The organism is Adhaeribacter pallidiroseus (assembly GCF_003340495.1).
Taxonomy (GTDB): Bacteria; Bacteroidota; Bacteroidia; order Cytophagales; family Hymenobacteraceae; genus Adhaeribacter; species Adhaeribacter pallidiroseus.
Map to the genome: position 1 here is coordinate 5,848,398 of NZ_QASA01000001.1, position 23,893 is coordinate 5,872,290.

Annotated in this window: 24 protein-coding genes; 18 read left to right on the plus strand and 6 right to left on the minus strand. The window is 42.8% G+C overall.

What is annotated here, in order from left to right; genetic code table 11:
• Positions 1 to 154: 154 nt before the first annotated feature.
• Positions 155 to 1,471, minus strand: a complete 1,317-nt coding sequence (gene ltrA / locus AHMF7616_RS23310; RefSeq protein ID WP_115372869.1) for a group II intron reverse transcriptase/maturase — start codon at positions 1,469 to 1,471, stop codon at positions 155 to 157.
• Between the two features lie 545 nt (positions 1,472 to 2,016).
• Here ltrA and AHMF7616_RS23315 point away from each other — a divergent pair.
• The 13 genes from AHMF7616_RS23315 to AHMF7616_RS23375 all read left to right on the plus strand — a co-directional run bounded on the left by AHMF7616_RS23315 (position 2,017) and on the right by AHMF7616_RS23375 (position 13,123).
• A complete protein-coding gene (locus tag AHMF7616_RS23315; RefSeq protein ID WP_115375071.1) occupies positions 2,017 to 2,517 on the plus strand; it encodes a hypothetical protein in 501 nt (166 codons plus the stop codon).
• 106 nt (positions 2,518 to 2,623) lie between these two features.
• Positions 2,624 to 3,394, plus strand: coding sequence for a DUF6896 domain-containing protein (locus AHMF7616_RS23320; RefSeq protein ID WP_115375072.1), 771 nt, complete (start codon positions 2,624 to 2,626; stop codon positions 3,392 to 3,394).
• A 159-nt stretch (positions 3,395 to 3,553) separates the two neighbouring features.
• Entirely contained in the window at positions 3,554 to 3,835 is a 282-nt protein-coding gene (locus AHMF7616_RS23325; RefSeq protein ID WP_115375073.1) for a type II toxin-antitoxin system RelE/ParE family toxin, read from the plus strand.
• A 5-nt stretch (positions 3,836 to 3,840) separates the two neighbouring features.
• Positions 3,841 to 4,140, plus strand: coding sequence for a HigA family addiction module antitoxin (locus AHMF7616_RS23330; RefSeq protein ID WP_115375074.1), 300 nt, complete (start codon positions 3,841 to 3,843; stop codon positions 4,138 to 4,140).
• Between the two features lie 72 nt (positions 4,141 to 4,212).
• Positions 4,213 to 4,848, plus strand: coding sequence for a hypothetical protein (locus tag AHMF7616_RS23335; RefSeq protein WP_115375075.1), 636 nt, complete (start codon positions 4,213 to 4,215; stop codon positions 4,846 to 4,848).
• 81 nt (positions 4,849 to 4,929) lie between these two features.
• Entirely contained in the window at positions 4,930 to 5,355 is a 426-nt protein-coding gene (locus AHMF7616_RS26890) for a hypothetical protein (RefSeq protein ID WP_199474329.1), read from the plus strand.
• Between the two features lie 159 nt (positions 5,356 to 5,514).
• Positions 5,515 to 6,447, plus strand: a complete 933-nt coding sequence (locus tag AHMF7616_RS23345; RefSeq protein WP_115375076.1) for a helix-turn-helix domain-containing protein — start codon at positions 5,515 to 5,517, stop codon at positions 6,445 to 6,447.
• A 91-nt stretch (positions 6,448 to 6,538) separates the two neighbouring features.
• On the plus strand, positions 6,539 to 7,303 hold the full coding sequence (locus AHMF7616_RS23350) for an SDR family NAD(P)-dependent oxidoreductase (protein ID WP_115375077.1): 765 nt from the start codon (positions 6,539 to 6,541) through the stop codon (positions 7,301 to 7,303).
• A 426-nt stretch (positions 7,304 to 7,729) separates the two neighbouring features.
• Positions 7,730 to 8,629 carry an NmrA family NAD(P)-binding protein gene (locus AHMF7616_RS23355; RefSeq protein WP_115375078.1) on the plus strand — a complete coding sequence of 300 codons (900 nt, stop codon included), beginning with the start codon at positions 7,730 to 7,732 and terminating at the stop codon, positions 8,627 to 8,629.
• A 12-nt stretch (positions 8,630 to 8,641) separates the two neighbouring features.
• Positions 8,642 to 9,565 (plus strand): helix-turn-helix domain-containing protein, encoded by a 924-nt coding sequence (locus tag AHMF7616_RS23360; RefSeq protein WP_115375079.1) that lies wholly within the window; start codon positions 8,642 to 8,644, stop codon positions 9,563 to 9,565.
• A 1,095-nt stretch (positions 9,566 to 10,660) separates the two neighbouring features.
• Entirely contained in the window at positions 10,661 to 11,035 is a 375-nt protein-coding gene (locus AHMF7616_RS23365) for a GntR family transcriptional regulator (RefSeq protein WP_115375080.1), read from the plus strand.
• Positions 11,032 to 11,919: a slipin family protein gene (locus AHMF7616_RS23370; RefSeq protein ID WP_115375081.1), complete on the plus strand. Its 888-nt coding sequence runs from the start codon at positions 11,032 to 11,034 to the stop codon at positions 11,917 to 11,919. The genes AHMF7616_RS23365 and AHMF7616_RS23370 overlap by 4 nt, the downstream gene beginning before the upstream one ends.
• 277 nt (positions 11,920 to 12,196) lie before the next feature.
• Positions 12,197 to 13,123, plus strand: a complete 927-nt coding sequence (locus AHMF7616_RS23375) for an RraA family protein (RefSeq protein WP_115375082.1) — start codon at positions 12,197 to 12,199, stop codon at positions 13,121 to 13,123.
• A gap of 698 nt (positions 13,124 to 13,821) precedes the next feature.
• Here AHMF7616_RS23375 and AHMF7616_RS23380 read toward each other — a convergent pair.
• The 3 genes from AHMF7616_RS23380 to AHMF7616_RS23390 all read right to left on the minus strand — a co-directional run bounded on the left by AHMF7616_RS23380 (position 13,822) and on the right by AHMF7616_RS23390 (position 16,115).
• Positions 13,822 to 14,988, minus strand: coding sequence for a glycoside hydrolase family 43 protein (locus AHMF7616_RS23380; RefSeq protein ID WP_115375083.1), 1,167 nt, complete (start codon positions 14,986 to 14,988; stop codon positions 13,822 to 13,824).
• A 232-nt stretch (positions 14,989 to 15,220) separates the two neighbouring features.
• The gene (locus AHMF7616_RS23385; protein ID WP_115375084.1) at positions 15,221 to 15,490 is read right to left on the minus strand and encodes a hypothetical protein; all 270 of its coding nucleotides are present in this window, start codon (positions 15,488 to 15,490) and stop codon (positions 15,221 to 15,223) included.
• On the minus strand, positions 15,462 to 16,115 hold the full coding sequence (locus tag AHMF7616_RS23390; RefSeq protein ID WP_115375085.1) for a pyridoxamine 5'-phosphate oxidase family protein: 654 nt from the start codon (positions 16,113 to 16,115) through the stop codon (positions 15,462 to 15,464). Before AHMF7616_RS23390 ends, AHMF7616_RS23385 begins: the two co-directional genes overlap by 29 nt.
• Before the next feature lie 339 nt (positions 16,116 to 16,454).
• On the opposite strand from AHMF7616_RS23390, the gene AHMF7616_RS23395 reads away from it, so the two are divergent.
• Both AHMF7616_RS23395 and AHMF7616_RS26550 read left to right on the plus strand, forming a co-directional pair.
• Positions 16,455 to 18,242 carry an ATP-dependent nuclease gene (locus AHMF7616_RS23395; protein WP_115375086.1) on the plus strand — a complete coding sequence of 596 codons (1,788 nt, stop codon included), beginning with the start codon at positions 16,455 to 16,457 and terminating at the stop codon, positions 18,240 to 18,242.
• Positions 18,243 to 18,519: 277 nt separating this feature from the next.
• On the plus strand, positions 18,520 to 18,678 hold the full coding sequence (locus tag AHMF7616_RS26550; protein ID WP_158546238.1) for a hypothetical protein: 159 nt from the start codon (positions 18,520 to 18,522) through the stop codon (positions 18,676 to 18,678).
• 26 nt (positions 18,679 to 18,704) lie between these two features.
• Here the strand turns inward: AHMF7616_RS26550 and AHMF7616_RS23400 are convergent, their stop codons facing one another.
• Positions 18,705 to 19,574, minus strand: a complete 870-nt coding sequence (locus AHMF7616_RS23400; RefSeq protein ID WP_115375087.1) for a helix-turn-helix transcriptional regulator — start codon at positions 19,572 to 19,574, stop codon at positions 18,705 to 18,707.
• A 95-nt stretch (positions 19,575 to 19,669) separates the two neighbouring features.
• Between AHMF7616_RS23400 and AHMF7616_RS23405 the strand changes: the two genes are divergently transcribed.
• Complete coding sequence (locus AHMF7616_RS23405) at positions 19,670 to 20,611, plus strand: NADP-dependent oxidoreductase (RefSeq protein ID WP_115375088.1); 942 nt, start codon at positions 19,670 to 19,672, stop codon at positions 20,609 to 20,611.
• A gap of 660 nt (positions 20,612 to 21,271) precedes the next feature.
• On the opposite strand, the gene AHMF7616_RS23410 is transcribed toward AHMF7616_RS23405, so the two are convergent.
• A complete protein-coding gene (locus AHMF7616_RS23410; protein ID WP_115375089.1) occupies positions 21,272 to 22,150 on the minus strand; it encodes an NAD(P)-dependent oxidoreductase in 879 nt (292 codons plus the stop codon).
• Positions 22,151 to 22,363: 213 nt separating this feature from the next.
• On the opposite strand from AHMF7616_RS23410, the gene AHMF7616_RS23415 reads away from it, so the two are divergent.
• Positions 22,364 to 22,597 carry a DUF2798 domain-containing protein gene (locus tag AHMF7616_RS23415; protein WP_199474330.1) on the plus strand — a complete coding sequence of 78 codons (234 nt, stop codon included), beginning with the start codon at positions 22,364 to 22,366 and terminating at the stop codon, positions 22,595 to 22,597.
• 1 nt (position 22,598) lies between these two features.
• Positions 22,599 to 23,849, plus strand: coding sequence for a beta-ketoacyl-ACP synthase II (gene fabF / locus AHMF7616_RS23420; protein ID WP_115375091.1), 1,251 nt, complete (start codon positions 22,599 to 22,601; stop codon positions 23,847 to 23,849).
• Positions 23,850 to 23,893 lie beyond the last annotated feature (44 nt).

Genomic DNA, 23,893 nt, shown 5'->3' on the forward strand with positions numbered 1-23,893 from the left:
ATTTTATTATTAGAACTGGGTGTAATCTGTTTGTTTTTTGCCTTAATAAATATTGTTTGGGCGGCTGTTAGTAGATATAGGAATTTACAAAATAAAAATACATCCCCTAATCGAGTAGACGGCCCCACCAGTGTTGGCTGATGGGGAGCGCCTCTCACACCACTGTACGTACGGGTCTCGTATACAGCGGTTCGTTAAGTTGGGGGGCTACTTGTTTGTAGTAATCGAACAACGATTCATAACCTTTCTTGACCAACCGTTTCAGCGTGATAGTGGTCACCAGGATGGGGCTTTGCGCTACTGCCCAGCCCCCTTTCCGGGTCTGGCTCCAGGCATAGGCTTCCCCTTTTGAGACGCCTAATCGGATCAGGTTCTTTCTTTTCCGCTCGGGTTTCTTCCAGTCATGCCAGATGCAATGGCGCAGCCGGTTTCTGAGCCAACTATCCACTTGCTTTAACTTCCCCTGAATGCTGGCTAGACGAAAGTAGTTTACCCAGCCTCGCTGCACTTCCTTGAGTTGCTGAACGCGCTGCTCAAAGGCACTGGGCGTGGTCTTGCGGGTAATCCCTTTCAGGTTCTGCTTCAGCCTGGCCCAAGCCTTTTCTGCTACCACCAACTGGTATTTACCTTTCTCCCCTTTCCGGTAAGTGGGTACAAACCGGTAGCCTAGTATCTGAAAATCTACGGGTCGTCTAATGCCGCTCTTTTCCCGGTTGATGGGTAGCCTTAGCTTATTCTTCAGGAACAGGAAAAGGTTGTTGCCCACCTGCCGGGCCTCCGACTCACTTTTGGTATAAACACTAAAGTCATCGGCATAGCGCACGTACCGCAAGCCTTGCTTTTCCAACTCTTTATCCAGCTCGTGAAGCAGAATATTGGAGAGCAGCGGACTCAACGGACTGCCCTGTGGTACCCCTTTCCGGCGTTTGGTTAACTTTCCCCCAATAAGGATAGGGGCCCGAAGCCATTTGCGGATCAGGCGCAGCGTGAGCGGGCATTTTACTTTCTGGTATACCAGTTGCAGGAGCAGGCAGTGCTCTACTTCATCAAAGAAGCTTTTCAGGTCCATATCGACAATATGCTGATAGCCTTCATTAATGTTCTTCTGAGCTTGCCACACCGCCTGATGGGCGTTGCGGTTGGGCCGGAAGCCGTAGCTGTACTCTTTGAACTCCAGCTCGAAAAGCGGGGCTATGGCTTGGTTGACTGCTTGTTGTAGCAGCCGGTCGGTTACGGTAGGAATGCCTAACCGGCGCTTCTGGCCGTTGCTCTTAGGTATTTCTACCCCTAAGATGGGTAGAGGAAAGTACTGGCTGCTCCGGATAGCCGTAACTAAGGCCTCCTGATTTACTTGCAGATGCCCAGCTAGTTCAAGTACGGACATACCGTCTACGCCGGCTGCCCCTTGGTTAGCCTGCACTTGCCGGTAGGCTAGCAGCAGGTTGCCCCGGTGCAATACTTTCTCAATCATCCTACTTTCTACTTTATCTGTAATCCCTGTTCCGCTTACGCTAAGGCTGGCCAGGCCTCCTTACCACATTTGGAACAACTTCACGTTCGGCCCTTCGTCATCTTGTGAGACCTCCGCAGCGCTTACGGCTCGTTTCCTGATGGCTACTATGGCTTCTGCTGACTTCTCTCTTACCAACCCGTGGCCGAGAGACCTCCCCAGGTAAGAGCATATTCCTTCCTCCGATTCCTGGTACATCTACCCACTAGTACTTGTTGGTCAGGAGCTTTGCAAAGAGGTGCTTGCTTACCCGCACTAATGGGCCTCTTATGTACTTTCTGTTCGTCAGTACCGGATTTTGTAGTCCCGCTTTCTTCCCTGCTTATCTCACGATAAACCAGCTTGCGGCTTACTAACAGGCTGCACCAACTCGCCTGTAAGGGTCTTGCACCCTCTGGAATAATTTGGTACCTTTCAGTACCAGATGCCCATACTGGGCGCACACCACACCTAAAGCACACTAAAGCGTGCCTTAGCCAAGTACGTTGTAGGTAATTTAACGAAATATGAAAATCTTCATTTTAGTTATATTAGGATTGTTGGCTTCTACCAGTCTGTACAGTCAAGACAAATGCGACCTATCGTCTCTGTCACAAGACGACAAGATGCTGATGCAGAGTTTCTGGACCAATTTTAAATCTGCAATCACTAAAAAGGACAAAGTAAAGCTGGCAGCTCTCTGTAACTTTCCCTTTACCTGTAGCTTTTGCCAATATATAGATCATCCTAACTCCAACCAACCTTATGTGGATGTAACAGAAAAGGGATTTCTTAAATATTACTACAAGATGTTTTCGGATGAGAGATTAATGAAAGAAGTTGCCAAGCACACCTTACCGGATGAATTTATTCTTACTACGCATTTTAACACAGTTGACAATAAATGCTCCTATAGTTTTGCATATGGAGTTCGAGAAAATGAAAAGCACCCAGGACGACAGTATTTTTTCGATTTGCAAAAGGTCGGTAGTAAATTCAAAATTACCGGTGCTTGGACCTTGCTTTAAGAATAAAGAAAAATTATCTACAACATTGCGTAAACGCCAATTGCGGCCCATGGCCTCGTCGTCGTTTAAATTAACCGTTGTGCGTTATTTATAACAAAGTAAAGATTTGGAAAGAGCAACTGAAGTAGTAATAGTAGATTCAGAAGAACACATACCTTCCAATGAATTTATCAGCTCTATTCCCAGAGAAAAGTTACTTAAGCTATTATTTAAATCTCCTGTTCTTCAATACCGGGAAGCGATTGGTAATAGATTGAAGGATGAACTTACTGGTTTCCAAATTAGCATCCATACGATTGAACCTGAAATCAACATAGCCAAACTTATAACAGACCAAGAGATTGAGGAACATCAAGCCTTTTTCGAACAATGCGCAAAAGATTATCGCGCATTAGGAGAAAAATTAATCTTTAGGTTAGCTAAAAAGCTAAATATTGAACTATATAAAGATTTTCCATTGGGTACTTTCTGGGGCCTAAATATGCCATCTGGGAAAATGGGTGAATGGCAGTATTACGTTCATGGCTTTCATTGCTGCTTTGAAAATAAGGTTACCCATCAAATTATTGAAGTGCCGTTAGTTTTTAGCTATGAATTTGGTGACTTAGACCCATACTTCTTCACTGGATTCATAAAATCCACCAGTTCTTATTATCCCTTGCCTGTTGCTATTTATGATAACTACGCTGATGGTTTAAAGATATTGGATAAAATGTTCTCTCTTGGAAAGTTTGAAAAAATCCCTTCCAATGTAGGCAACCACTTCGGTATAGTCGTAGCGGATAGAGAGAAAGTAGAAATCACTCCTTATAAAGAAGAAAATTTCAAAAGTAAAAAACCAAAATTTAATTTATGGAGGTTTTTGGGTCTAAAATAAAAACGTACGCACAACAAGGTGCATAAGCCATGCTTCGGCCGACTGCCTTCGCCGTCGTTTATACTAGACCGTTAGGCGGCATTTAGGAAAATAATTTTTTAGGGTTAAAAAATCAAATAAGTTTACTTCCTTTTGGCGTTGCTACCGTAATACGAAAGCATGATAATATCTTTTGGCTCCAAAGAGACAGAAAAGATTTGGAACGGAGAACGAGTTGCTAAACTTCCTATTGAAATTCAGACAATTGGCAGGCGTAAATTAAGGATGTTGAACAACTCTCAAAATATAGCAGACTTGCGGATTCCCCCTTCAAACCGATTAGAGAAGCTGTCTGGAAATTTAAAAGAATTTTATAGTATCCGAATTAATGACCAGTGGAGAATCATTTTCCAATGGAACAACGGACAAGCCTCAGAAGTAGAAATTAGTGATTATCATTAAAGAACATGGAAAAATTACCAAATATACACCCAGGAGAAATATTGCAGGAGGAATTTCTTGTTCCCCTCAACATTACCGCTTACCGACTTGCTAAAGATATTAATATTCCTCAAACCAGAATATCGGAAATTTTAAAAGGTAATAGAAGAATCACAGCCGACACCGCATTGAGGTTGAGTTACTACTTTGGGAATTCTCCTAAATTTTGGCTCGGACTGCAGGACGACTATGATTTGGAAGAAGAAAAAACCAACAAGCAACATGAGTTGGAAAGTATAAGGAAGTTTGAGAAAAACGTCGCCTAACGGTTAGTGCATAAGCCATGCTTCGGCCGACGGCCTGGCACGTCTCATGCACTAAATGTTCAGTAATTAAAATTGAAGCAAATTATATTACTTCTGTTCTTTGTCAGTTTGAAAAGTTTTTCACAAGTAGAAGTTCGTGGAATTTCAAAAATTGAATTAGCTGGGATTCAATCCGATTCAATTAACCTATCTGCAAATAAAGAATTTGAAAAACGAATAAAGCTAAAGTCAATTGAGAAATCTGAAAATGAAGTTGAAATAAGATTCTATGAATTACTATCCTTAAGTAACACTAGGAACCTTAAAGTATTGGTTTTAAAGAATGATATTTGGAAAGCCACTGAATTTTCTGAAATCAATAATCCAAGATTAAAAATAAGTAAGTTTGCCTTAGATGCTCCAAATGGATTTGAATTAGTTATTCAAAAGCTCTTTCAGAATAAATTAACCAAGCTGCCGAGCCAAGAAGCACTTAAGCCAAGGATGAAGAAATATGGTCAAACCGATCCTAAGAGAGGGAGAGCAGAAAAAGTCTTAATTGTAAATGACGGGAAAAGCTACACTATAGAATTTAAAATTGGAGATAAATTCAGGATTTATAATTTTAGTAACCCTGAAACTTATGCTAACTTTTATAATGATGTGCAGGAGTTAAAAGACTATGTAGCAATCAAAAATATATTTACTGAAGAGTTAAAAAGAAAATAACTACTGGCAACACAATGTATACAAAACCCTTGCTTCGCTACAGGATTTGCATACACGCGGACCGTTAGCATAAATTATTGAATGAAAATAGAAGAATTACATAAAACACTCCAGAAGTTGGGCGTACCAGGAGATAGATATTACCTCCATGGGCTTTATGGCTCCACAGATGATGATGAAAAATATGCCCTTGTAATAAAAAAGGGAAAGTACACTATCGAATATGAAGTGTATTATCGAGAAAGAGGTGGGAAACATTCAATTCTAACTTTTACGGAAGAGGATAAAGCTTGCGAATACTTTTTTAGACAAGTAAAAGATAGTTGGACACAAGAGCAAATACAAAAAATAGATGGATTCAGTGGAATGACAGTTAACGAGCGACTTTATATTAGTGAACTCATGGATGAGTTCGCTAAATGTAAGGCTGTTAACAAGACAAGAGCAGTGCATATTTTAAGAATGTTGCAAATTGACGAGCCATCTATTAAAGAAATTATAAAATAACTGGTGCCAACAACACCTTCACGGCAGCTATGCCGCCGCAAAGCCAAACCGTTAGCTTTGATACTATTCGTATATTAAACTCATTCAAGACACGAAATCACCGGTAAAGCTGTAAATGTTACGAATTTGCTTATATTTGATTTTTGCAAAAATCAGATAATGGCTAATATAACTTCGCTGCAGGATTTTTACCGGGAGATGGGTTTTGTAAACGACATTGAACTCAAGCATTTATTACCCGATGGCCTGGAGAAAGAAATCGGACATTTTAATGTTTTTAATATTGCCAGCCTGCGGCAGAAGGTAAAAGAAACCAAACTCATGCCTTATAACCGACGCATCTATTATAAAATAAGTTTAATAAAAGGACACAACCGCGCTGAATACGCCGATAAGGTAATTGATATTAGAGATAATGCCTTATTGTTCGCCTCTCCTAAAGTACCTTATAACTACCTGCCGCAAGATGAGCAGCAAGCGGGTTTCTTCTGCATTTTTACGCCCGAATTTTTAGCCGCTTCCAGTACTAGTATTTTACTGGATGAGTTGCCAATTTTTAAACCAGGCGGTTACCCTATCTTCCAGTTAAATGCCGGCCAGATTAAAGAGTTGGAATATATTTACGAGAAAATGTTCCGGGAATTAGCCTCCGATTATGCCTTTAAATACGATTTATTGCGCAATTACGTGTTAGAGTTAATCCATTTTGGCCAAAAATTGCAGCCGGATATTGCCACTTACACCTTGCATAATGCCACGGCCCGCATTGCCGGCTTGTTTGTAGAACTGCTGGAGCGCCAGTTTCCGATTACCTCGCCGGGGCAGCAATTAGAACTGCGAACTGCCAAAGCCTACGCCGAACGGTTAGCCGTGCACGTAAACCATCTCAACAAAGTTTTAAAAGAAAACACCGGAAAAACCACTACCGATGTTATTGGCAGTCGCCTGGTGCAGGAAGCCAAAATTTTGCTCAAACAAACCGACTGGAATGTGTCGGAAATTGCGTATTCCTTAGGCTTTGAAGAAGTGGCCCATTTTTCTAACTTTTTTAAAAAACAAGCGGGTTTGTCGCCCTTAGCTTTTCGTTCTTGAACCACCTATTTGATTTTTGCAAATAATAGATTGATGCTTGCAAACACCTGCCCGGTAAACTGTGCCAACTTTGTCGTATAAAATTTAAAAAATGACTACCAATAACAAAATCGCACTAGTAACCGGCGGGAGCCGGGGGCTAGGCAAAAACATGGCTCTTAGCTTAGCTAAAAAAGGGATAGACGTGGTGCTTACCTACCACCGCAACCAGCCGGAAGCCGAAAAAGTAGTGGCAGAAATACAAACCCTGGGGCAAAAAGCCTATGCGTTTCAATTAGATGCCGGCAATATTACATCCTTAGACGGCTTTTTTGAAAAGGTAACTGCCCATTTACAAGCACAAAACGGTACTTCCAACTTTGATTTTTTAATCAACAATGCCGGCACAGCCCTCTACGCCAATTTTGCCGAAACCACCGAAGAGCAGTTTGATACGGCCTTGAATATCCACTACAAAGGCGTGTTTTTCTTAACGCAAAAAGCTTTGCCTTTTTTAAACGATGGCGGACGCATCATCAATATTTCCTCCGGATTGGCGCGTTTTTCTAATCCGGGTTCTTCGGCCTATGGTTCCATGAAAGGTGCTGTGGAAGTACTTACCCGGTATTTGGCCAAAGAACTAGGCTCGCGCGGCATAGCGGCTAATGTAGTAGCGCCCGGGGCCATTGCAACAGACTTTGGCGGCGGCCGGGTGCGCGATAATAAAGACATGAACGCGCACATTGCGAGCCTCACGGCGCTGGGTCGGGTAGGTTTGCCCGATGACATTGGCGGGGTGGTTGCCTTTTTATGCACCGAAGAAGCCCGCTGGATTAATGGCCAACGGATTGAAGTTTCCGGCGGCGTGAACTTGTAATTTTAAGAATACGATTGCTAACCAGATTTTACCGTCCTAGAACTAACAAAGTTTTTTCTCTTTGTTAGTTCTAGGGCCTTTTTTAATGCTAATTTCCCCATCACTTCTAAACGGTACTTTTAACCGAGCGAATAAGTTTTAGGCAAGTAGCTACTCGCAACTAACACCCGTTTGGCTCAAGAGGACCTTCCTGTATTCCGGTGCGCAGCACTCCGCAGCAGAGCAAGGAAAGAGGGCTTAGACCCGCCCGAAGAGTCAAACGAGGCCCGCTGGCCACGCGAGGCAAACGCAGCCTGTTCAAACGAGATAGCACCTGAGCCTGGAGACGGGTACAGGCTCCCAAAAATGGCTACAACAACCATAGATTCGGCTACATCTCTCTTTTAGTTACTGCTGACCTTTGTAGAAACTAAAAAATTTAAAAAAATGAAAATTGTAGTTACCGGCTCGTTGGGCCACATCAGCCAGCCACTCACCCAAGAGTTAGTGCAAAAAGGCCATACGGTTACCGTGATCAGCAGCAATCCGGAAAAACAAACCGAAATTAAAGCTTTAGGAGCCACCGCGGCCATTGGCTCTTTAGAAGATGTTGTTTTTTTAACGGCCACTTTTACCGGGGCCGATGCCGGGTATACCATGGTGCCGCCCAACAATTACTTCGATCCTAACCTGGACCTGATTGCGTATTACCACCAGCTTGGCCAGAATTACGCCCAAGCCATCCGGGAATCAGGTGTAAAGCATGTCGTAAATTTGAGTAGCATTGGCGCCCATTTAGCAAAAGGCAACGGTATCTTGCGGGGCGCGCATGGCGTAGAGCAAATATTAAACAAACTGCCCGCAGACGTAACCATAACGCATCTGCGCCCCACTTCCTTCTATTATAATTTATACGGCTACCTCGACCTGATTAAAAACCAAAATCTGATCGCGGCTAACTACGGCGCCGGCGACATTATTCCCTGGGTTTCGCCGGTAGATATTGCCGCCGCCGCCGCTGAAGAATTGGTAAACTCCCAGAGTGGCAGAAAAGTACGTTACGTCTCCAGCCAGGAATTAAGCGGATCCGAAACCGCTCAAATATTAGGTGCCGCCATCGGCAAACCAGATTTGCAATGGATTGTAACTTCCGACGAACAAACGTTGGCTGGCTTAACTGCCATTGGCATGAATCCGGCAATTGCGGCCGGACTGGTAGAAATGTACGCCGGCCTGCACAGTGGTTTATTAGCCGAAGATTATTACCGTAACCGGCCCGCCCAAATGGGTAAAGTAAAACTAACTGATTTTGCCCGGGAATTTGCAGCCGCCTTTCAGCAAAAGTAAGTATCTTGTACTATGGCCACAACCTTGCAACCTCTCCGCTTTAAAACCATTAGCGAATACCACCAGCGCATGAGGCTTCCCAAGCCGGAACACCCTTTAATTAGTGTGATCAATATGGAAACGATGCCCATTTTTGCCGGTCAGGGGCCGCAGAATCTGGTTTTAGACTTTTATTCCATTGCCCTGAAACGCAATTTTAACATTAAGTTTAAATACGGACAGCAAGAATATGATTTCGACGAAGGCATTATGTTTTTTATCGCGCCGGGGCAAGTATATGGCATTGAAGCAAATCCGCATCAAGAAGTAAAACGGTCGGGGTGGATGTTGCTCATTCATCCCGACTTTTTATGGAATACGCCTTTAGCCAAAACCATTAAGCAATACGAGTACTTCGACTACGCGGTAAATGAAGCCTTATTTCTGTCGGAGAAAGAAGAACACACCCTTACGAACCTCCTGCAAAACATTGCCCAGGAATACCATTCTAATATCGATAAGTTCAGCCAGAACGTAATTATTGCCCAGCTAGAATTACTGCTCACGTACGGCGAACGGTTTTACCACCGCCAGTTTCTCACCCGCAAAATCACCAATCACCAAATCCTAAACCGGGTGGAAGAACTTTTGCATGAATATTTTAACAGCGAAGACTTAACCGAAAAAGGTTTACCCACCGTGCATTATATTGCCGATAAACTAAATATATCGCCTACTTATTTAAGCAATTTACTCAAGGTTTTAACCGGCCAAAGCACCCAGCAACACATCCACGATAAACTCATCGAAAAAGCGAAAGAAAAACTATCCACCACGGCTTTATCCGTCAGCGAAATTGCTTTTACCCTGGGCTTCGAACATTCGCAATCCTTTAGCAAATTATTCCGCAGCAAAACCAACCTTTCCCCGCTAGAATTTCGCCAATCGTTTAATTAGCGGTACGCTTAATTAGAAATTAGAAATTAAAAATGATTGCCAGATATTCAGCAATTTATTATTGTAATGTTTGTGGCATCTATGCGCGGATTTACTTCCGTGTCTTACTATAGTTAAATTTTAAAAATCCTGTTTGCATAGCGGGGGTCATTATTATGATTGCAAAGTGCAGTTGTTTCATGGCTTAGGTAATTGGTTCTTTTTGTCTTGATACAAAAAGAACCAACGAAAATTAAGACGCTAAAAACTCGCGGAACAACAGAACAGTTTAGCGTCAACACTTGCACCTGGCTCAGGCTATCTGTTGCATAGTAGGCGAGCAAAATTTTTAAAAAAAATTTAAAATTTTCGTCATTCAGGAGGAACCTATTTGGCTACGAAGCATAACCGTTTCATCTAGTAATATCTGTTTCTATATCACAATAATTCATCCGCTTATTCGCAGATAAAAAAGTCCCCTTCGGAGGGGATAGGAGGAGGATGATTACCACGATAATATATTGGTAACTGGTGCTTAGTAAATGGTAATTGAAAAGAAAGCTCCCTGCCTGAAATAAGAAGGGTTTGGAGGTGGTTGATTTTAGTAGAAAGCAACTAAAATTTAAAAATTTCTTCATTCCAACTCAACAACACCACCAGAATCAATCAGCAAACAAAAGCCGTTGCTAAGAATAACTGACACCAGTTTGGCTCAGGAGGGCCTTCTAAGGTTCCGGTACTGCGCAGCAGTATTCCGACGTAAGGAGGAAAGGAAGCTTAGACCGCCCGAAAGAGCCAAACGAGGCCCGCCGGCCAGGAGGCAAACTTGAAAGCAGCTAGTTAGATTGCGCCAGTACATGGAGACTTGAAAAGGCTCCAAAGAAAAGCTTTTGATTTTCAAATAATTATTAGCTTCAATTTATTAAATGCTTTCCATGTAAAGCACTTCTTCAAGCATAACACAGAAGACTGATCTTTAAGTAGAACCTTAACTAAACATTCTTCTGTTCAACTGAGCAACGCAAAATATTTTACGTGAATTATTTGCAAACTAAAATTAAACTTGTACGTTTGTACTATACATATAGTACATTATTATATTGTAACAATAGGATAATGATCGAGTTTAAACTAGACCCTAAATCTGGTTCGCCCTTTTACCGGCAGATTATCGACCAGATTAAGTATGGCATTGCGGCCGGTAACCTGAAAACGGGCGAACAACTCCCGACGGTCCGGTCGTTGGCCGTAGATTTAAAAGTAAACCTGAACACCGTAGCCAAGGCTTACAAAGAACTGGAAATCCAGAATGTATTAGCTACCCAACAAGGTACCGGTACCTTTATCAGTAACCTTAAAATTGAAATACCTACCGCGGAAAAACAGAACAAACTCCAGGAAATTTGCAGTGAGTTCGCTTCCATTGCCTTTAGCTACGGCTTTTCGGTAGACGACATCATTCAGCAACTTCAAAAATTAAAAATCCGATGAAAACCAATACCGATAGATGGTGGAATCCGATTTCCGCCACTGTATTAATTGTTTTATTAGCCATTTCTTTTGCACTCTTATATTTTCAAATTATCCACCCGGTTGGGTTTGGGGCTCTGGTGCTGCTTTCTTTATTGGCGGCGCGGGCCATTAACATTGCCAACCAATGGGAAAAAGCCGTGGTGCTCCGGATGGGGAAATACCAGGGTTTAAAAGGTCCTGGTATCTTTTTTATCATTCCCATTATCGACAAAATTGATACTTACATCGACCAGCGCGTGCGGGTAACGGATTTTAAAGCCGAGCAAACCTTAACCAAAGATACGGTGCCGGTAAACGTAGACGCCGTAGTTTACTGGACCGTGTGGGACGTGGAGAAAGCCGCCCTGGAAGTGCAGGAATACGAAACCGCCATCTACTACATTGCCCAAACCGGCTTACGCGACATGATCGGGAAACACGAACTGGCCGACCTGTTGCAGGAACGCGATAAAGTAGCCGAAGATTTACAACAGATCATGGATCACCACACCAATGCCTGGGGCATTACCTGCCAGAACGTGGGCATTAAAGACATTGTTATTCCGCAAACCCTAGCCGACGCCATGAGCAAGGAAGCCCAAGCCGAGCGGGAACGACGCGCCCGGGTAATCCTGGGAACCGCCGAAACCGAGATTGCTTTTAAGTTTGCCGAAGCCAGCGAACAATACCGCAACAACCCGGTAGCTTTGCACCTGCGGGGCATGAACATGCTGTTCGAAGGTTTGAAAGAAAAAGGCTCGATGGTAATTGTGCCCAGTTCCGCCCTAGATTCCATGAATTTAGGTGCGATGGGTGGTTTAGTGTCTCTGGCCAAAGCCAACGATCTGGAAAAAACAACTTAAAGCAGCACTTAATTAAAAATTAAAAAAAAAGAGACAATTTGAATCTCTAGATTGGAAGTTTGGTAGTGCTTAGCCAATCTCCTTTGTAGGTTACTAACAGTAGCCGGGGCCTGGGATGCTGGCCAGAACTGGACCTTCTTTTTCGAATCTAAATGGAGTCCCATAAAGAAGTAAAAATTAATGGAAAACCAAGTGGTATGGCAATAATTGATTTATCATTTCTTATTTTTAAAAGTACAAATACTGCACTTTAGCGTAAATCATCAGCCATTAACTTATGAAAGTAAAGATTACAATTGTTTTAATCCTGTTCAGCAGCTTCTTTTTTAAAAATTCCTTATCCGCCCAAACCATTTCTAAAGAAGAGCTCACCTATCTTACTTCTGATTGGCAAGGCGAACGATTTCCGGACGGACGCCCAAAAATTCCGGATAATGTGCTGGAACGGGCCAAGCTTATTATGATTGATGATGCCTGGAGCGTTCTAAAAAACGAAGGCTACGTAAACCAGTTTGAAGGCAACTGGAAAAGCGTAAATGATCTGCCCATGGCGGGCCGGGCGGTAACGGCCATGTACTTGCCCAGCCGGCCCGATCTGGAAAAACACATTAAAGACCGGGGCGCCAAACAAGGCCGCAAGGGCAATACCAATGCCTGGCCTATTGATATACTCGCCAAAGGCGATTTATACGTGGCCGATGCTTTCGGGAAAATCAGCGGCGGCGGTATTATGGGCGCTACTTTGGCTAATTCGATTATCAGTAAATCGGGGAACGGTGTAGTTTTCGATGGCGCTGCCCGCGATTTGCAGGAACTTCGCCAGATTAAAGGATTTAACGCCGTCGTGCGCGATTTTCATCCTTCCTACACCGAAGAAATGGTTTTGCAAGGACTAAATACGCCCATCCGTATCGGCAGAGCGGTGGTATTGCCGGGCGATCTGGTAATTGTACAACCCGAAGGCGTGCTTTTTGTGCCAGCCCACCTGGCGGAGCAAGTAGTAAGTACCTCGGAGTTTGTGATCCGGAAAGATAAATTCGGTTTTGAAATGGTCCGTACCGGCAAATACAGCACCGGGGAAATCGATAGCCAATGGCCAGATCAAATAAAAGCTGATTTTTTAAAATGGCTCGAAAAACACCCGGAACTAGGCAAAATGACCCGCCCGGCACTGGATAAAGTAATGAGTAAAAGAACGTGGTAACCGTTGACGCTTCGCCCAGTTAAGAATTTTACAAATAGTGAATGGTAGTTTTCATAGCAGAAGCTATTACTTGGAGCCTTTTCAAGTCTCCAGGCACGGGTGCTATCGAGTTTGAGAAGTAACTAGTTTGCCTCATGGCCGGCGGGCCTCGTTAGGCTCTTCCGGGCTGGTCTAAGCTTGTTTTCCTCCTACGTCGGAATGCCTGCGGCACCACAACCTTAGCAGGCCCTCCACAGCCTAACTGATGTCAGCTGCTTGTAGCTTCCGCTTTTCTGATTCGTACTGTTGGAAATATTAAATGCAGATTAGGCCCATTGTAGTTAGTAACAGTAATTAAATTTGAAAATTAACTTCTTCTAACATACTGCTTCTATTCTTCTAAAATGGTAAATACGGTAGCTAAGCGCAACTGACATCAATTTGGCTGTGGAGCACCTGCTAGGGTCTCGGTTCTGCGTAGCAGAATTCCGCAGCGGAGCGAGGAAAGAGAGGCTAGCGAGTGCGGAAGAGCCAAACGGGGCCCGCCGGCCATGAGGCAAACTCAGCCTGGTCAAACTAGATAGCACCAGCACCTGGAGCCTTGGAAAGTCTCCAAAGAACTCCGTTATGGAACAATCAATGTACTATTTAGTATTAGCAATTAAAGATGCGCCTTTCTTAATTCATCCCTAACCCTACCGTAACAACATAAACAATTACTATTTTTTACTCCCAATCTTTACGCCCGACGGAAGTTTTTGCGGAGTGGTAGTCGGGCCATAGACTTTTAATATTCCATCTTTTACTTCCATGCGATCGATGAAAACGACGCGTTCGTCGCCGGTTTTGGTGGTTCTTCCGTGATACACGCAGAACATTTCTTTGCCATCCGGAGAGTAAGTGATGCTGTTGTGTCCCGTACCGGTTACCGTACCACCTTTAGCGGAATTCTTCTGCAATACGGGGTTATTAGCCGCTTTTTTAAACGGACCTAAAGGCGAGCTAGACGTGGCGTACCCCACGGCATAATGCTGACCGCCAAAATAATTGGCCGAATACATGATGTAATACGTGTTGCCTTTTTTAAACGTAACGGAGCCCTCGGTCCAGCGGCGGTTTACTTCTTTGCTGGTAACCGATCGGCTTTCCCATTCGGCTTGTTTATCGCTGAGTGTAACGGGTGGCCGCAGCAATAATACGGGTTCACCAATCACGCCGGAAAAGTCGGGCTTTAACTCCACGCCGTACACCCAGCTTTCTTCAATTTCTTGGTACCAGCCTTTTTTTTGGGCCCAATCGGCTATTTCGCTTTCTACGGGGTGCTTGTAGGCTGCCCGCGAGTAGTATAAATAAGCCTTGCCATTGGTATCAAAAAACACATTAGCATCAATTACCGGATAACCCGGGTCAAAAACCGGTTTGTTGGCCAGATCCACGAAAGGGCCGGTCGGTTTATCGGCTACGGCTACGCCAATTTTAAAATTTTCTACTTCTTTATTCGGGTTTTCTTTCCATTGCGCGCTGTAAAACAGGTAAAACTTACCTTTTACCTCGTATACTTCCGGTGCCCAGTAGGCGCCGTCCCAACTGGCTTTCGGGTCGCTCCAGCCGTTTTTGTTGTTGTGAAAGTAGACCTGTCCTTCTCGTTTCCAGTTCACTAAATCTGTAGAAGAATAAGCTGCAAACCCTTTGTCGGCGCCCGCTCCGGTGCCGTACATGTAATACATGCCGCCGGTGCGCAGCACGTAAGGGTCCCCGAATTGGACCTTTAAAGGGTTGGTATAAGTAGCTTTAGCGGCAGCAACCCGCTGGGTGATGGTTTGGGCTAACGCGGGGTACATAGATAGGCTGGTGAAAAAGCAAAATAAGAGCAGCGTATTTTTCATAGAGCGAGTAAATTTATGCAAAATAAAGGTAAGCTAATTATTCTTAAGAGCTGCTTCCGGATAAATTAAAAATGTTTACCCATAGGTTTTAACCCGGAATCAGCAAAAGCCCAATAAACAACGGCACGAACAAATAGCCATTAAAAATAAAGGCAGATAACAGATGCCGGTTTCTGCCATTTTTTAAAGGTAGTACTTTCCTTATTCGGAGGAGGTACTGATTACCCTAAATTTAAATTCTGGTGAAACCATAACCCGGCGCGTCCGGATCGAAGTCGTAGCGATCGCAGCGGGAATCGTACCAATCTTTTACAAATTGTTCCAGGCTTTCCAGATGCGCTTCAATGGCGGATATTCCTTCGGCATGTTCTTCGCCGTCTACCAGGCATGGCTCAGTAGCGGAATCTTCCCGAATCAGTTCGTATTTAAAAGCTAAGCGGTTTAAACGGTCTTGCCAGGTAGGGATCAAATGGTTATCCGGAGGGTAATAGATCGTGATCATTGGGTTGCTTTTTTAATTTTTCCAATTCCGCGGTTAGTTTTTCGTTTTTGGCTTCCATATCGGCGAGGCGTTGGCGTTGGGCTGCAAAGGCAGGTTCCAGTTCTTCGGCGGTGTAGCGCGGGGTAATGTGCTGCGGGCAGTTCCAATCGTAGGCCTGCACGGTTAGTACCAGTATGCGCTCTGGCCGGTGTTTATAGTCGGCGGGGTCTATTTGGGCAAACAGTTCGGGCTCGTCGGTGAGGGATACTACTTTGGCCTGGGCGTATACTTTCAGGCGGGCCCGGTGCGGGTACGACACCATAATGAGCGCCACCTGGGGGTTGGTTTCGATGTTGCCGACGGAGATGTACTGCCGGTTGCCCGAAAAATCCACGAAAGCTAGGGTTTCATCGTTAAGTACTTTTACAATGCCCTTGGACCCGCCGCGGTGCTGAATGTAGGGGTAGCCGTTCTCGCCGATGGTGGCCAGGTAAAAATGATCCTGTTCCGCAATAAACTTCTTTTTATTCGCAGTCAGGCCATCCACCACGTGGTATTTCTCCACGCGCTCGTAAATGTGCCGGCTCCCGAATTTCTGCTGCAATTCTTTAACAGCATCAGAAAAAGCTAATTGGCTGTAGTTCATCTTTTTCGCAGTTGGAGATAATGCTTAAACAGGCTGGTAGGATGCTTTGTTTATTGGTTGATGTTTGGGTGGTGATCTGTTAGGCTTGTGCATGAATTGATATCCAATGGGCTTCTGAAAGGCAAACTGATGGGTTAAATGTATAACTATTTTGTTAAATACAACATAATACGAGGATAATCTATTTTCTTAATCAATGTTTAATATGTATATAAATGAGATCTGATCAAGAAAAATATGACTAAAATAATTTAAAAAGTATGGTCTAAATAAGTTCTATATACTTATATTAGTGACTTAGATGCTCATGTTATAACTATTAAAAGCATTACTTTTGAAATGACTTACATAAATAATATTTTATATTTAGTTGGCCCAAATGGAACAGGTAAAACTAGAGCTTTAAAAACTTTATCAAACCAACAAACAGGTATCTATATTTCTAGACATCGACCATACCAACATGGAGGAATTGAATATAATGAAACTGCGAGTAATGAAATAATTTCAAATTTCAAAGGATATTCGGAGTATAATATAGAGCAACTGGCAATGAGCCTTTTGCGAGAACGCAGTAATTTAAGATTTAAAATTTTCGCTATATTATCTAAGAAATTAGGTAGAGATTTTTATGTAGAAATTATTGAAAGAAGTCAAAACTTTAAAGTTACATCCGGTTTAAATGAAAATTTTTATGAGGGAGTAAAAATACCTAGATATGATTTTGTTGGAGAAAGTTCAGGGCTTAAGGAATTACTTATTCTTTTAACAATAATCCATTCTGAACTTTCAGATAAATACTTTATTGATGAACCTGAAATTTCTCTTCATCCTGAGGCACAACGTTTCTTGAAAAATGAAATCATAAAACTTGCAAAAGAAAAACAAGTAAAGTTTTGGTTAGCGACCCATTCTCCTATATTTTTTGCTCCTGAAAGTATTGAAGAGCTTTCACAAGCAATATTTTTCTCAACCCCTCATATAGCTGAAGGTAATAAACCTGATTTTACCAAGCTTTCATCCGGGCAAATCGTACATTTAGAGAAGAGCTTGTTAAGACTTGATACAGAAAAATGGTTACTTGTACATTCAAAGGCAGTAATATTTTGTGAAGGTTTTCGAGATAAAGCAATTTTTAAAAAAATACTTGAAAAAGTTAATATTGATTTAAGTGAGAAAGATTTTTCTATTGTCGAAACAGGGGGAAAAGATGATTTTTCTACATTATTTTTATTGTGTTCTGCTATCACTAAACCCTGTTACTTTATTGGGGATTTAGATAATCTTATAGAAAGTAAATTAATTGATAAGTATAATGATAATGGGTTGGTTAATAAAGAAATATCATCTTATGCTACCAGCATCCAAGATTATATTTCTGAGAAAATACGTAAGCCTTTAGGAGATATAATAGATGAAATTCTTAAATTAGATGAAGAGAAATTAAAGTTAGATAAACAGAGTGTTATTAAAAACAACTTAAACAGAATAAGATTAAAAAGTGTCAATTCTAAAAGTTTAGCTCTCGAGATTATTATCAAACATGATAAATATCTAAAATCGTTATTTACTGAAAAATCAATTCAGGCTAAGATTAGTTTGGTAAAAAGTGCATCTGAAAATGCAATTAATCTCTTATTAAAAGTTGGCTTTTTTATCCATACAACGGGTTCCTTAGAAACTTATTATGAATCAAATCCCTTTAGCCCAGATGACGACAAAGAAAAAATTCGATTATTTGATGCTGAATGGGAAGCTGTAAAAGTTAATACGAAGGAACAAATTGAACATAGATATAAATCAGTAATTGATTTTATTAAATCAATTACGAAAGAAACATTTGATAGCAAAAAATTTGTAAGCAATGAAGTTAGAAAATACCTTGCAAAGATTTCTGTTATACTATTAGAAGACAAACCTTTTAATCATGAGATGTTAGCATTAAATACTAAGTACCAAGCTCTTAAAATATCTGATTTATTAGTATTAAAGGAATTGACTTGGAATGATGTTAATTATGAATTATATGGTGAATCTGTTAACGGATTTTTACCTAAATTCAAATTGAAAATATCCTCTTTGTCAGGTATAAATTCTCCAGAGACTATTGAATTTGTTGGTGAATGAAATTTAATAACGTATTAGACGTTGTTGTCCTTAAAGGTAGCGAAGCGCTCTAAGTACTTCCCGTGCAACCAATCTCTGATTGGCTTTTATCACAATACTCCATTCCGCCAATCAGAGTTTGGCTTTCCAAAAAATGGGTAGAGACCGCTCGCGCGAACTTTAGCCATAACCAAAGAAACACAACTGAAGGTATTTCCCGTAATAAAGCAGGCGGTTCGCTAATTCCGGTAAAAAGTAAATCGGCGACTAACGAAGTATAACCAACCCAACCCACACCATGACGACCAGATCAGGAGATCAACAAAAGAAGCAGCGCCAAAAAGAATTTGAGGAGAAAAAAGAACACCAGAAGCGCCTGCTGGCCGTCAAAAAAGCAGAACGCGATGCCCGTAAAAGCAAGGAGAAACCGGGCGAACTGGGTGAGTCGCAGGCTTAGCGCTAATGTAAATTTTAAATTTTCCTTTAACGCACCACCGCAACTTTAACCGGGGCGGGCTTCGCCACTGCTTTGCGAAATGCCGAAGGGCTTAAGCCGCGATTTTTCCGGAAAAATTTGTTTAAGTGGCTTTCGTCGGTAAAGCCCAGTTCATCGGCAATTTCGTTCAGGCGTTTATCGCTGTGCTGCAAACGTGCTTCAATTAACTTAACCCGGTAATTCGTAAGGTATTGCTGCAGGCTCTCGCCGGTATGTTTTTTTAAAAATCGGCCCAGGTAAGTTTCCGAAATGCCAAAATGCTGACTAATCATTTCGGCGCGCGTTTTCTCGGGAAAGTAAATATTGTTCTGGATGTAGTTGATAATATCCAGGGCTTTTACGTCGGTACCGGCGTGCACTTGTTCGGGTAAGTATTTGGCAATATTGCGGGCTACCACCACAATCAGGGTATTGATTAACTGCTGAATTAATGCCTGGTTGTACAAATCGCGGTTTACGTATTCCCGGAAAATGGCTTCCACCAAGGGCCGCACCAACGTTTTATCGACCTGGTTTTTTAAAATACAGCCCGGCTGGTGGCTGGCGTTTTGTAAAATATACTCCAGTCGCTGAATGTTGTCGGTGTGCAGGCCGCTTTGCTGAATGTAAATATCGTTGAACCGCAAAAAGAAAAATTCGGTAGTGGTATGTATCTCGAACGAATGGCAATCCTCGGGCGTAATCAGAAACATATGGTTGCGCCCGTAAGTAAACTTATTCTGGTTGATGCATTGCACGCCCGTACCCGACAAAATAAAAATTAATTCGAAGAAGTTATGTTGGTGCTCCATTTGGGGGCACTCGTCCAGGGTTTTAAAAACAAGGGAAAACGGTTCGTGCAGGCTTTCTTTCTTCATGGTGTAATTATACCAAATTAGCGAAAAATTATACTGGTACTTGCCTGTTTTTTTGGTACAACTTTGCCGTGTTCAAAAAACAAAACACCAAAAACATGAAAGCATTTGTATTAAAAGATTTTGGCGGGGCCGACCAACTGGTACCCACCACCATAGAAACTCCGGTTATGAAAGCCGACGAAGTATTAGTGCAGGTAAAAGCCATTAGCCTGAACCCCGTAGATGCTAAAACCCGCTCGGGCAAAGGCATGGCCGGCCGCTTAAAAGAATTGCCAACCATTATTCTGGGCTGGGATGTATCAGGCGTTGTCACCGAAGTAGGCGAAAACGTAACAAAATTTAAAAAAAACGATGAAGTTTTTGGTATGGTCAACTTTCCGGGTCATGGCCAGGCTTACGCCGAATACGTAGCGGCACCCGCCGCGCATTTAGCTTTAAAACCCAGTAACATTACCCACGAAGAAGCCGCGGCCGCTACTTTAGCGGCTTTAACTGCCTACCAGGCCTTTGTGCACAAAGCTTCCGTTACGCCCGGGCAAAAATTATTGATTCATGCGGCTGCCGGGGGAGTAGGGCATTTTGCCGTACAATTGGCCAAACATTTGGGCGCTTACGTGATTGGAACTTCTTCGGCCGCCAACAAAAAGTTTGTTTTAAGTTTAGGTGCCGACGAGCACATTGATTACCAAACGCAGCGCTTTGAAGACGAAGTGCAGGACGTAGACCTGGTGCTGGATGCTTTAGGCGGCGCTAACATTGCCCGCTCTCTGGAAGTGATAAAACCCGGGGGTACGCTCATTACCATTCCCAGTGGACTGGCCGATACGGTAGCCGAACAAGCCAAAGCGAAAAATGTAAACGGCTTTTTCTTTTTAGTGCAATCCAGCGGCGATGATATGCAGCAACTGGCTACTTTACTGGAGCAAGGCATTATAAAACCCCACGTATCCCGCACCTTCCCGTTCCAAGACCTGCCCCAAGCCAGCGCCCAAATAGAATCTGGCAAAACCAAGGGTAAACTGGTAGTTACGGTATAATTTATAGTTTAGAAGGAGTCTTAAGTAACAGGACAAAATTAAGTTGCTAAAATCCTGAGTTTAAGCAATTGATGGTTAAAGTTATAACGATCGAATAACGAACAACTCAAAACGACCAACTACTTATAATAAGTAGGATTAGAGATAAAATTTAAAAAATTAGAATTTCCTGGTCATTCAGGAGGAACCTATTGGGCTACCTAGCTAAAAAGTCTTCTTCTGAATGGCTGGCATGTTTTTACAGTCAATCTAATTTCTCAATAGATCCGGAATAAGTTTTAATAAGGTTTATGGAGTAATTGACCCGCTAAACGGTACGAAATAAATCCCCCGACCGGCTCGGGACGACGTTCTTCTTTTTAGGAAATAAGAGAAGTTAAGCCGTTGTTTTTAAAATTCAAAAATTCTGTTTTCATCAAGTTACATATTTCGGCACGTTAATTAAATCCTGGTCGCTCCAAATAACAGCTAAGAATAACTGACCCTGGTTTTGTAAAATAGAGACTTTTGCGTTCCGGTATGGCCCAGCAGCATGGCGTACCGAGTGCAGAAAGAAAAAGTTTGTAGCAACACCTCCTCCCCTGTTTTTAGGGGAGGTGCCTTTAGGCGGAGGGCTAATAGATATTAGCCAGGTGGCAAACTAAGCCGTTATATAATAAACTAGTTAGTGGCCGCGCTTTCATTAATTGGGTTTAAATGTTTAATAATGGCCATAACATCTTCTTCGCCCAGGGTAGATTCGGCTTGCTGAAAGGTGTTTTGTACTACCTCGGCGAGGGGCGTGTGGGAGCCTTCTTGTTGAGCCAACCGCAAATCTTTGGCAATGTGTTTTAAGGCAAAAGCCGGCTGAAAATTATTCGCCACAATAGCCTCACCCTTTATTTTTGTAAAAATATTGCCCAAGGCGCTATTGCCAATAAGCGTGAGTAAATCTTGGGTTTGGATGCCGTGTTGCTGCGCAAAAATGACGGCTTCCGCCAGGCCTTGGGCGTAAAATCCAAGTAAAGTGTTAATAGCCAATTTGGCCGAATTACCGGCGCCTGTTTCACCCACCCGTAGGGTTAATTTGCCGAGTTGGTCCAGCAGGGGTTTAACCTGGTGGAAGATAGCCTCTTCGCTACCCACCATAATAACTAATTGTCCCTCTTCGGCTTGCTTTACACTACCGGAAACCGGGGCATCGAGGTAAAAACTTTGCTTTTCCCGGCACATACGGGCCATTTCTTGGCTAATACCCGGCGAAACGGTACTCATGTTAACAAATATTTTTCCGGAAACCGGGGCATTTAGTAAACCTGTTTCGCCCGTAAAAATTTCCCGGGTAGCCTGGTCGTCAGATACCATCAGGAAAATAACCTCGCTCTGGGGCACTAGTTGAACCGGCGACTCGGCCGTACTTGCCCCTGCCGAGCTTAAAGCTTCTATTTTAGCTTTACTTCGATTATAAACGGTTACCGCATAACCAACATTTATTAATTTCTGCGCCATCGGAATACCCATTTTACCAAGGCCAATCCAACCAATGTTTTTTATCTTCATTCTTTATTTTTACGGAAAATGCACGTCGGTTAAGCTCGTGTTGCTTCAGAGTAGCTCATATACCTGGTTTACCCATTACAACGTAGCTTTTATAGGTCATTCGTAATTAAGGCCGGGAGAGTTGTGGAGCGCTCCGAATAAATGCGCAGATATAAGTAAGATGAAAGAAAATTTAAAAAATTAAAACGCTTACACTAAAAAATTAAAATGCTTATGCAACAGAAAATTGCTTTTGCCTTAATTATAAGTATAGTTACTACCGGCATTATCTCTTTTACGCTAATTAGCGTAAATATTGGTTTCCAGGAAAAATTTATAATTACCTGGTTGCGGTTCTGGTTAATGGGTTACACGGTAGTTACTCCGGCCATTTTGTTTATTGGACCTAAAGTGCAGTTATTTGTAAACTATTTATTTAAAGAAAGCTCATTGGAGCAGAGTGACTAATATGAAAAGAGTTGTTATAACGGGTTTAGGCGCCATTACCCCCTTAGGCAATACCGTAGAAGAATTCTGGCAGAATATTGTAGCGGGTAAAAGCGGAGCCGCGCCCATTACAAAATTCGACGTCAGCAAATTTAAAACGCAGTTTGGCTGCGAAGTAAAAAATTTCCATCCGGAAGATTATCTGGAGAAAAAAGAAATCCGGAAGTACGACTTATTTACCCAATATGCCATTGCGGCCAGCGATCAGGCTATTCAGGATGCAGGCCTGGATTTTTCGCAAATGTCCGAAGCGGAAAGATACGAAATAGGGGTAATCTGGGGTACGGGTAACGGCGGTATTGGTACTTTTGAAGAACAATTGCGGGAGTTTCACGCCGGCGATGGTACCCCGCGGTTTAATCCCTTTTTTATTCCCAAAATGATTGTGGACATCGCGGCGGGTGTTATTTCGATCCGGCATAAATTGTTTGGTCCTAACTATTGTACGGTTTCGGCCTGCGCGTCTTCCAATACGGCAATCATCAGTGCTTTTGATACCATCCGGATGGGCAAGGCCAGCCTGATGGTAGCGGGTGGTTCCGAGGCGGCTATTACGGAATCTTCGGTGGGTGGTTTTAGTTCGGCGCAAGCTTTATCCAAACGCAACGAGCATCCCGAATTAGCCTCCCGGCCTTTCGACCAGGACCGCGATGGTTTTGTAATGGGCGAAGGCGCCGGGGCTTTAATTTTAGAAGAATTAGAACACGCCGTTAAAAGAGGCGCCCGTATTTACGCCGAAATGGTGGGCGGCGGCATGGCCGGCGATGCCTACCATTTAACCGGTACTTCGGCCAACGGGTTAGGCGCCGCTTTAGGCATGGAAAAAGCGCTCAAGGATGCCCAGCTTGCTCCCCACCAAATCGATTACATTAACGCGCACGCTACTTCTACCGGTATCGGCGACCTAAGCGAATTAAACGGCATTAAAAAAGTTTTTGATACTATTCCGGTAACGATTAGTGCCACCAAATCCATGACGGGCCACTTACTGGGTGCGGCCGGAGCCGTGGAAAGCATTATAAGTGTCCTGGCCGTAAAGGAAAATATTGTTCCGCCCACTATTAACACGCAAAATCTGGACCCGGCCATTCCGGCCGGCTTAGAGCTTGTTTTAAATAAAGCTGTTTCTAAACCAATTAACTATGTTTTAAACAACACGTTTGGTTTTGGCGGCCATACGGCCAGTTCTATTTTTAAAAAATACACGGATTAAACCCTAAAATAAAATTTGGAAACAGGAAAGCAATCAGGCAGCTG

Bases quoted from the DNA above. Each gene is read 5' to 3' on its own strand.
- AHMF7616_RS23380 (WP_115375083.1), bottom strand. From the start codon at position 14,988: ATGAAAAATACGCTGCTCTTATTTTGCTTTTTCACCAGCCTATCTATG.
- AHMF7616_RS26550 (WP_158546238.1), top strand. From the start codon at position 18,520: ATGACGACCAGATCAGGAGATCAACAAAAGAAGCAGCGCCAAAAAGAA.
- AHMF7616_RS23355 (WP_115375078.1), top strand. From the start codon at position 7,730: ATGAAAATTGTAGTTACCGGCTCGTTGGGCCACATCAGCCAGCCACTC.
- AHMF7616_RS23315 (WP_115375071.1), top strand. From the start codon at position 2,017: ATGAAAATCTTCATTTTAGTTATATTAGGATTGTTGGCTTCTACCAGT.
- AHMF7616_RS23350 (WP_115375077.1), top strand. From the start codon at position 6,539: ATGACTACCAATAACAAAATCGCACTAGTAACCGGCGGGAGCCGGGGG.
- AHMF7616_RS23385 (WP_115375084.1), bottom strand. From the start codon at position 15,490: ATGATCACGATCTATTACCCTCCGGATAACCATTTGATCCCTACCTGG.
- AHMF7616_RS23325 (WP_115375073.1), top strand. From the start codon at position 3,554: ATGATAATATCTTTTGGCTCCAAAGAGACAGAAAAGATTTGGAACGGA.
- AHMF7616_RS23360 (WP_115375079.1), top strand. From the start codon at position 8,642: ATGGCCACAACCTTGCAACCTCTCCGCTTTAAAACCATTAGCGAATAC.
- AHMF7616_RS23400 (WP_115375087.1), bottom strand. From the start codon at position 19,574: ATGAAGAAAGAAAGCCTGCACGAACCGTTTTCCCTTGTTTTTAAAACC.
- AHMF7616_RS23405 (WP_115375088.1), top strand. From the start codon at position 19,670: ATGAAAGCATTTGTATTAAAAGATTTTGGCGGGGCCGACCAACTGGTA.
- AHMF7616_RS26890 (WP_199474329.1), top strand. From the start codon at position 4,930: ATGAAAATAGAAGAATTACATAAAACACTCCAGAAGTTGGGCGTACCA.
- AHMF7616_RS23375 (WP_115375082.1), top strand. From the start codon at position 12,197: ATGAAAGTAAAGATTACAATTGTTTTAATCCTGTTCAGCAGCTTCTTT.
- AHMF7616_RS23330 (WP_115375074.1), top strand. From the start codon at position 3,841: ATGGAAAAATTACCAAATATACACCCAGGAGAAATATTGCAGGAGGAA.
- AHMF7616_RS23365 (WP_115375080.1), top strand. From the start codon at position 10,661: ATGATCGAGTTTAAACTAGACCCTAAATCTGGTTCGCCCTTTTACCGG.
- AHMF7616_RS23395 (WP_115375086.1), top strand. From the start codon at position 16,455: ATGACTTACATAAATAATATTTTATATTTAGTTGGCCCAAATGGAACA.
- ltrA (WP_115372869.1), bottom strand. From the start codon at position 1,471: ATGATTGAGAAAGTATTGCACCGGGGCAACCTGCTGCTAGCCTACCGG.
- AHMF7616_RS23370 (WP_115375081.1), top strand. From the start codon at position 11,032: ATGAAAACCAATACCGATAGATGGTGGAATCCGATTTCCGCCACTGTA.
- AHMF7616_RS23345 (WP_115375076.1), top strand. From the start codon at position 5,515: ATGGCTAATATAACTTCGCTGCAGGATTTTTACCGGGAGATGGGTTTT.
- AHMF7616_RS23415 (WP_199474330.1), top strand. From the start codon at position 22,364: ATGCAACAGAAAATTGCTTTTGCCTTAATTATAAGTATAGTTACTACC.
- AHMF7616_RS23390 (WP_115375085.1), bottom strand. From the start codon at position 16,115: ATGAACTACAGCCAATTAGCTTTTTCTGATGCTGTTAAAGAATTGCAG.
- AHMF7616_RS23410 (WP_115375089.1), bottom strand. From the start codon at position 22,150: ATGAAGATAAAAAACATTGGTTGGATTGGCCTTGGTAAAATGGGTATT.
- fabF (WP_115375091.1), top strand. From the start codon at position 22,599: ATGAAAAGAGTTGTTATAACGGGTTTAGGCGCCATTACCCCCTTAGGC.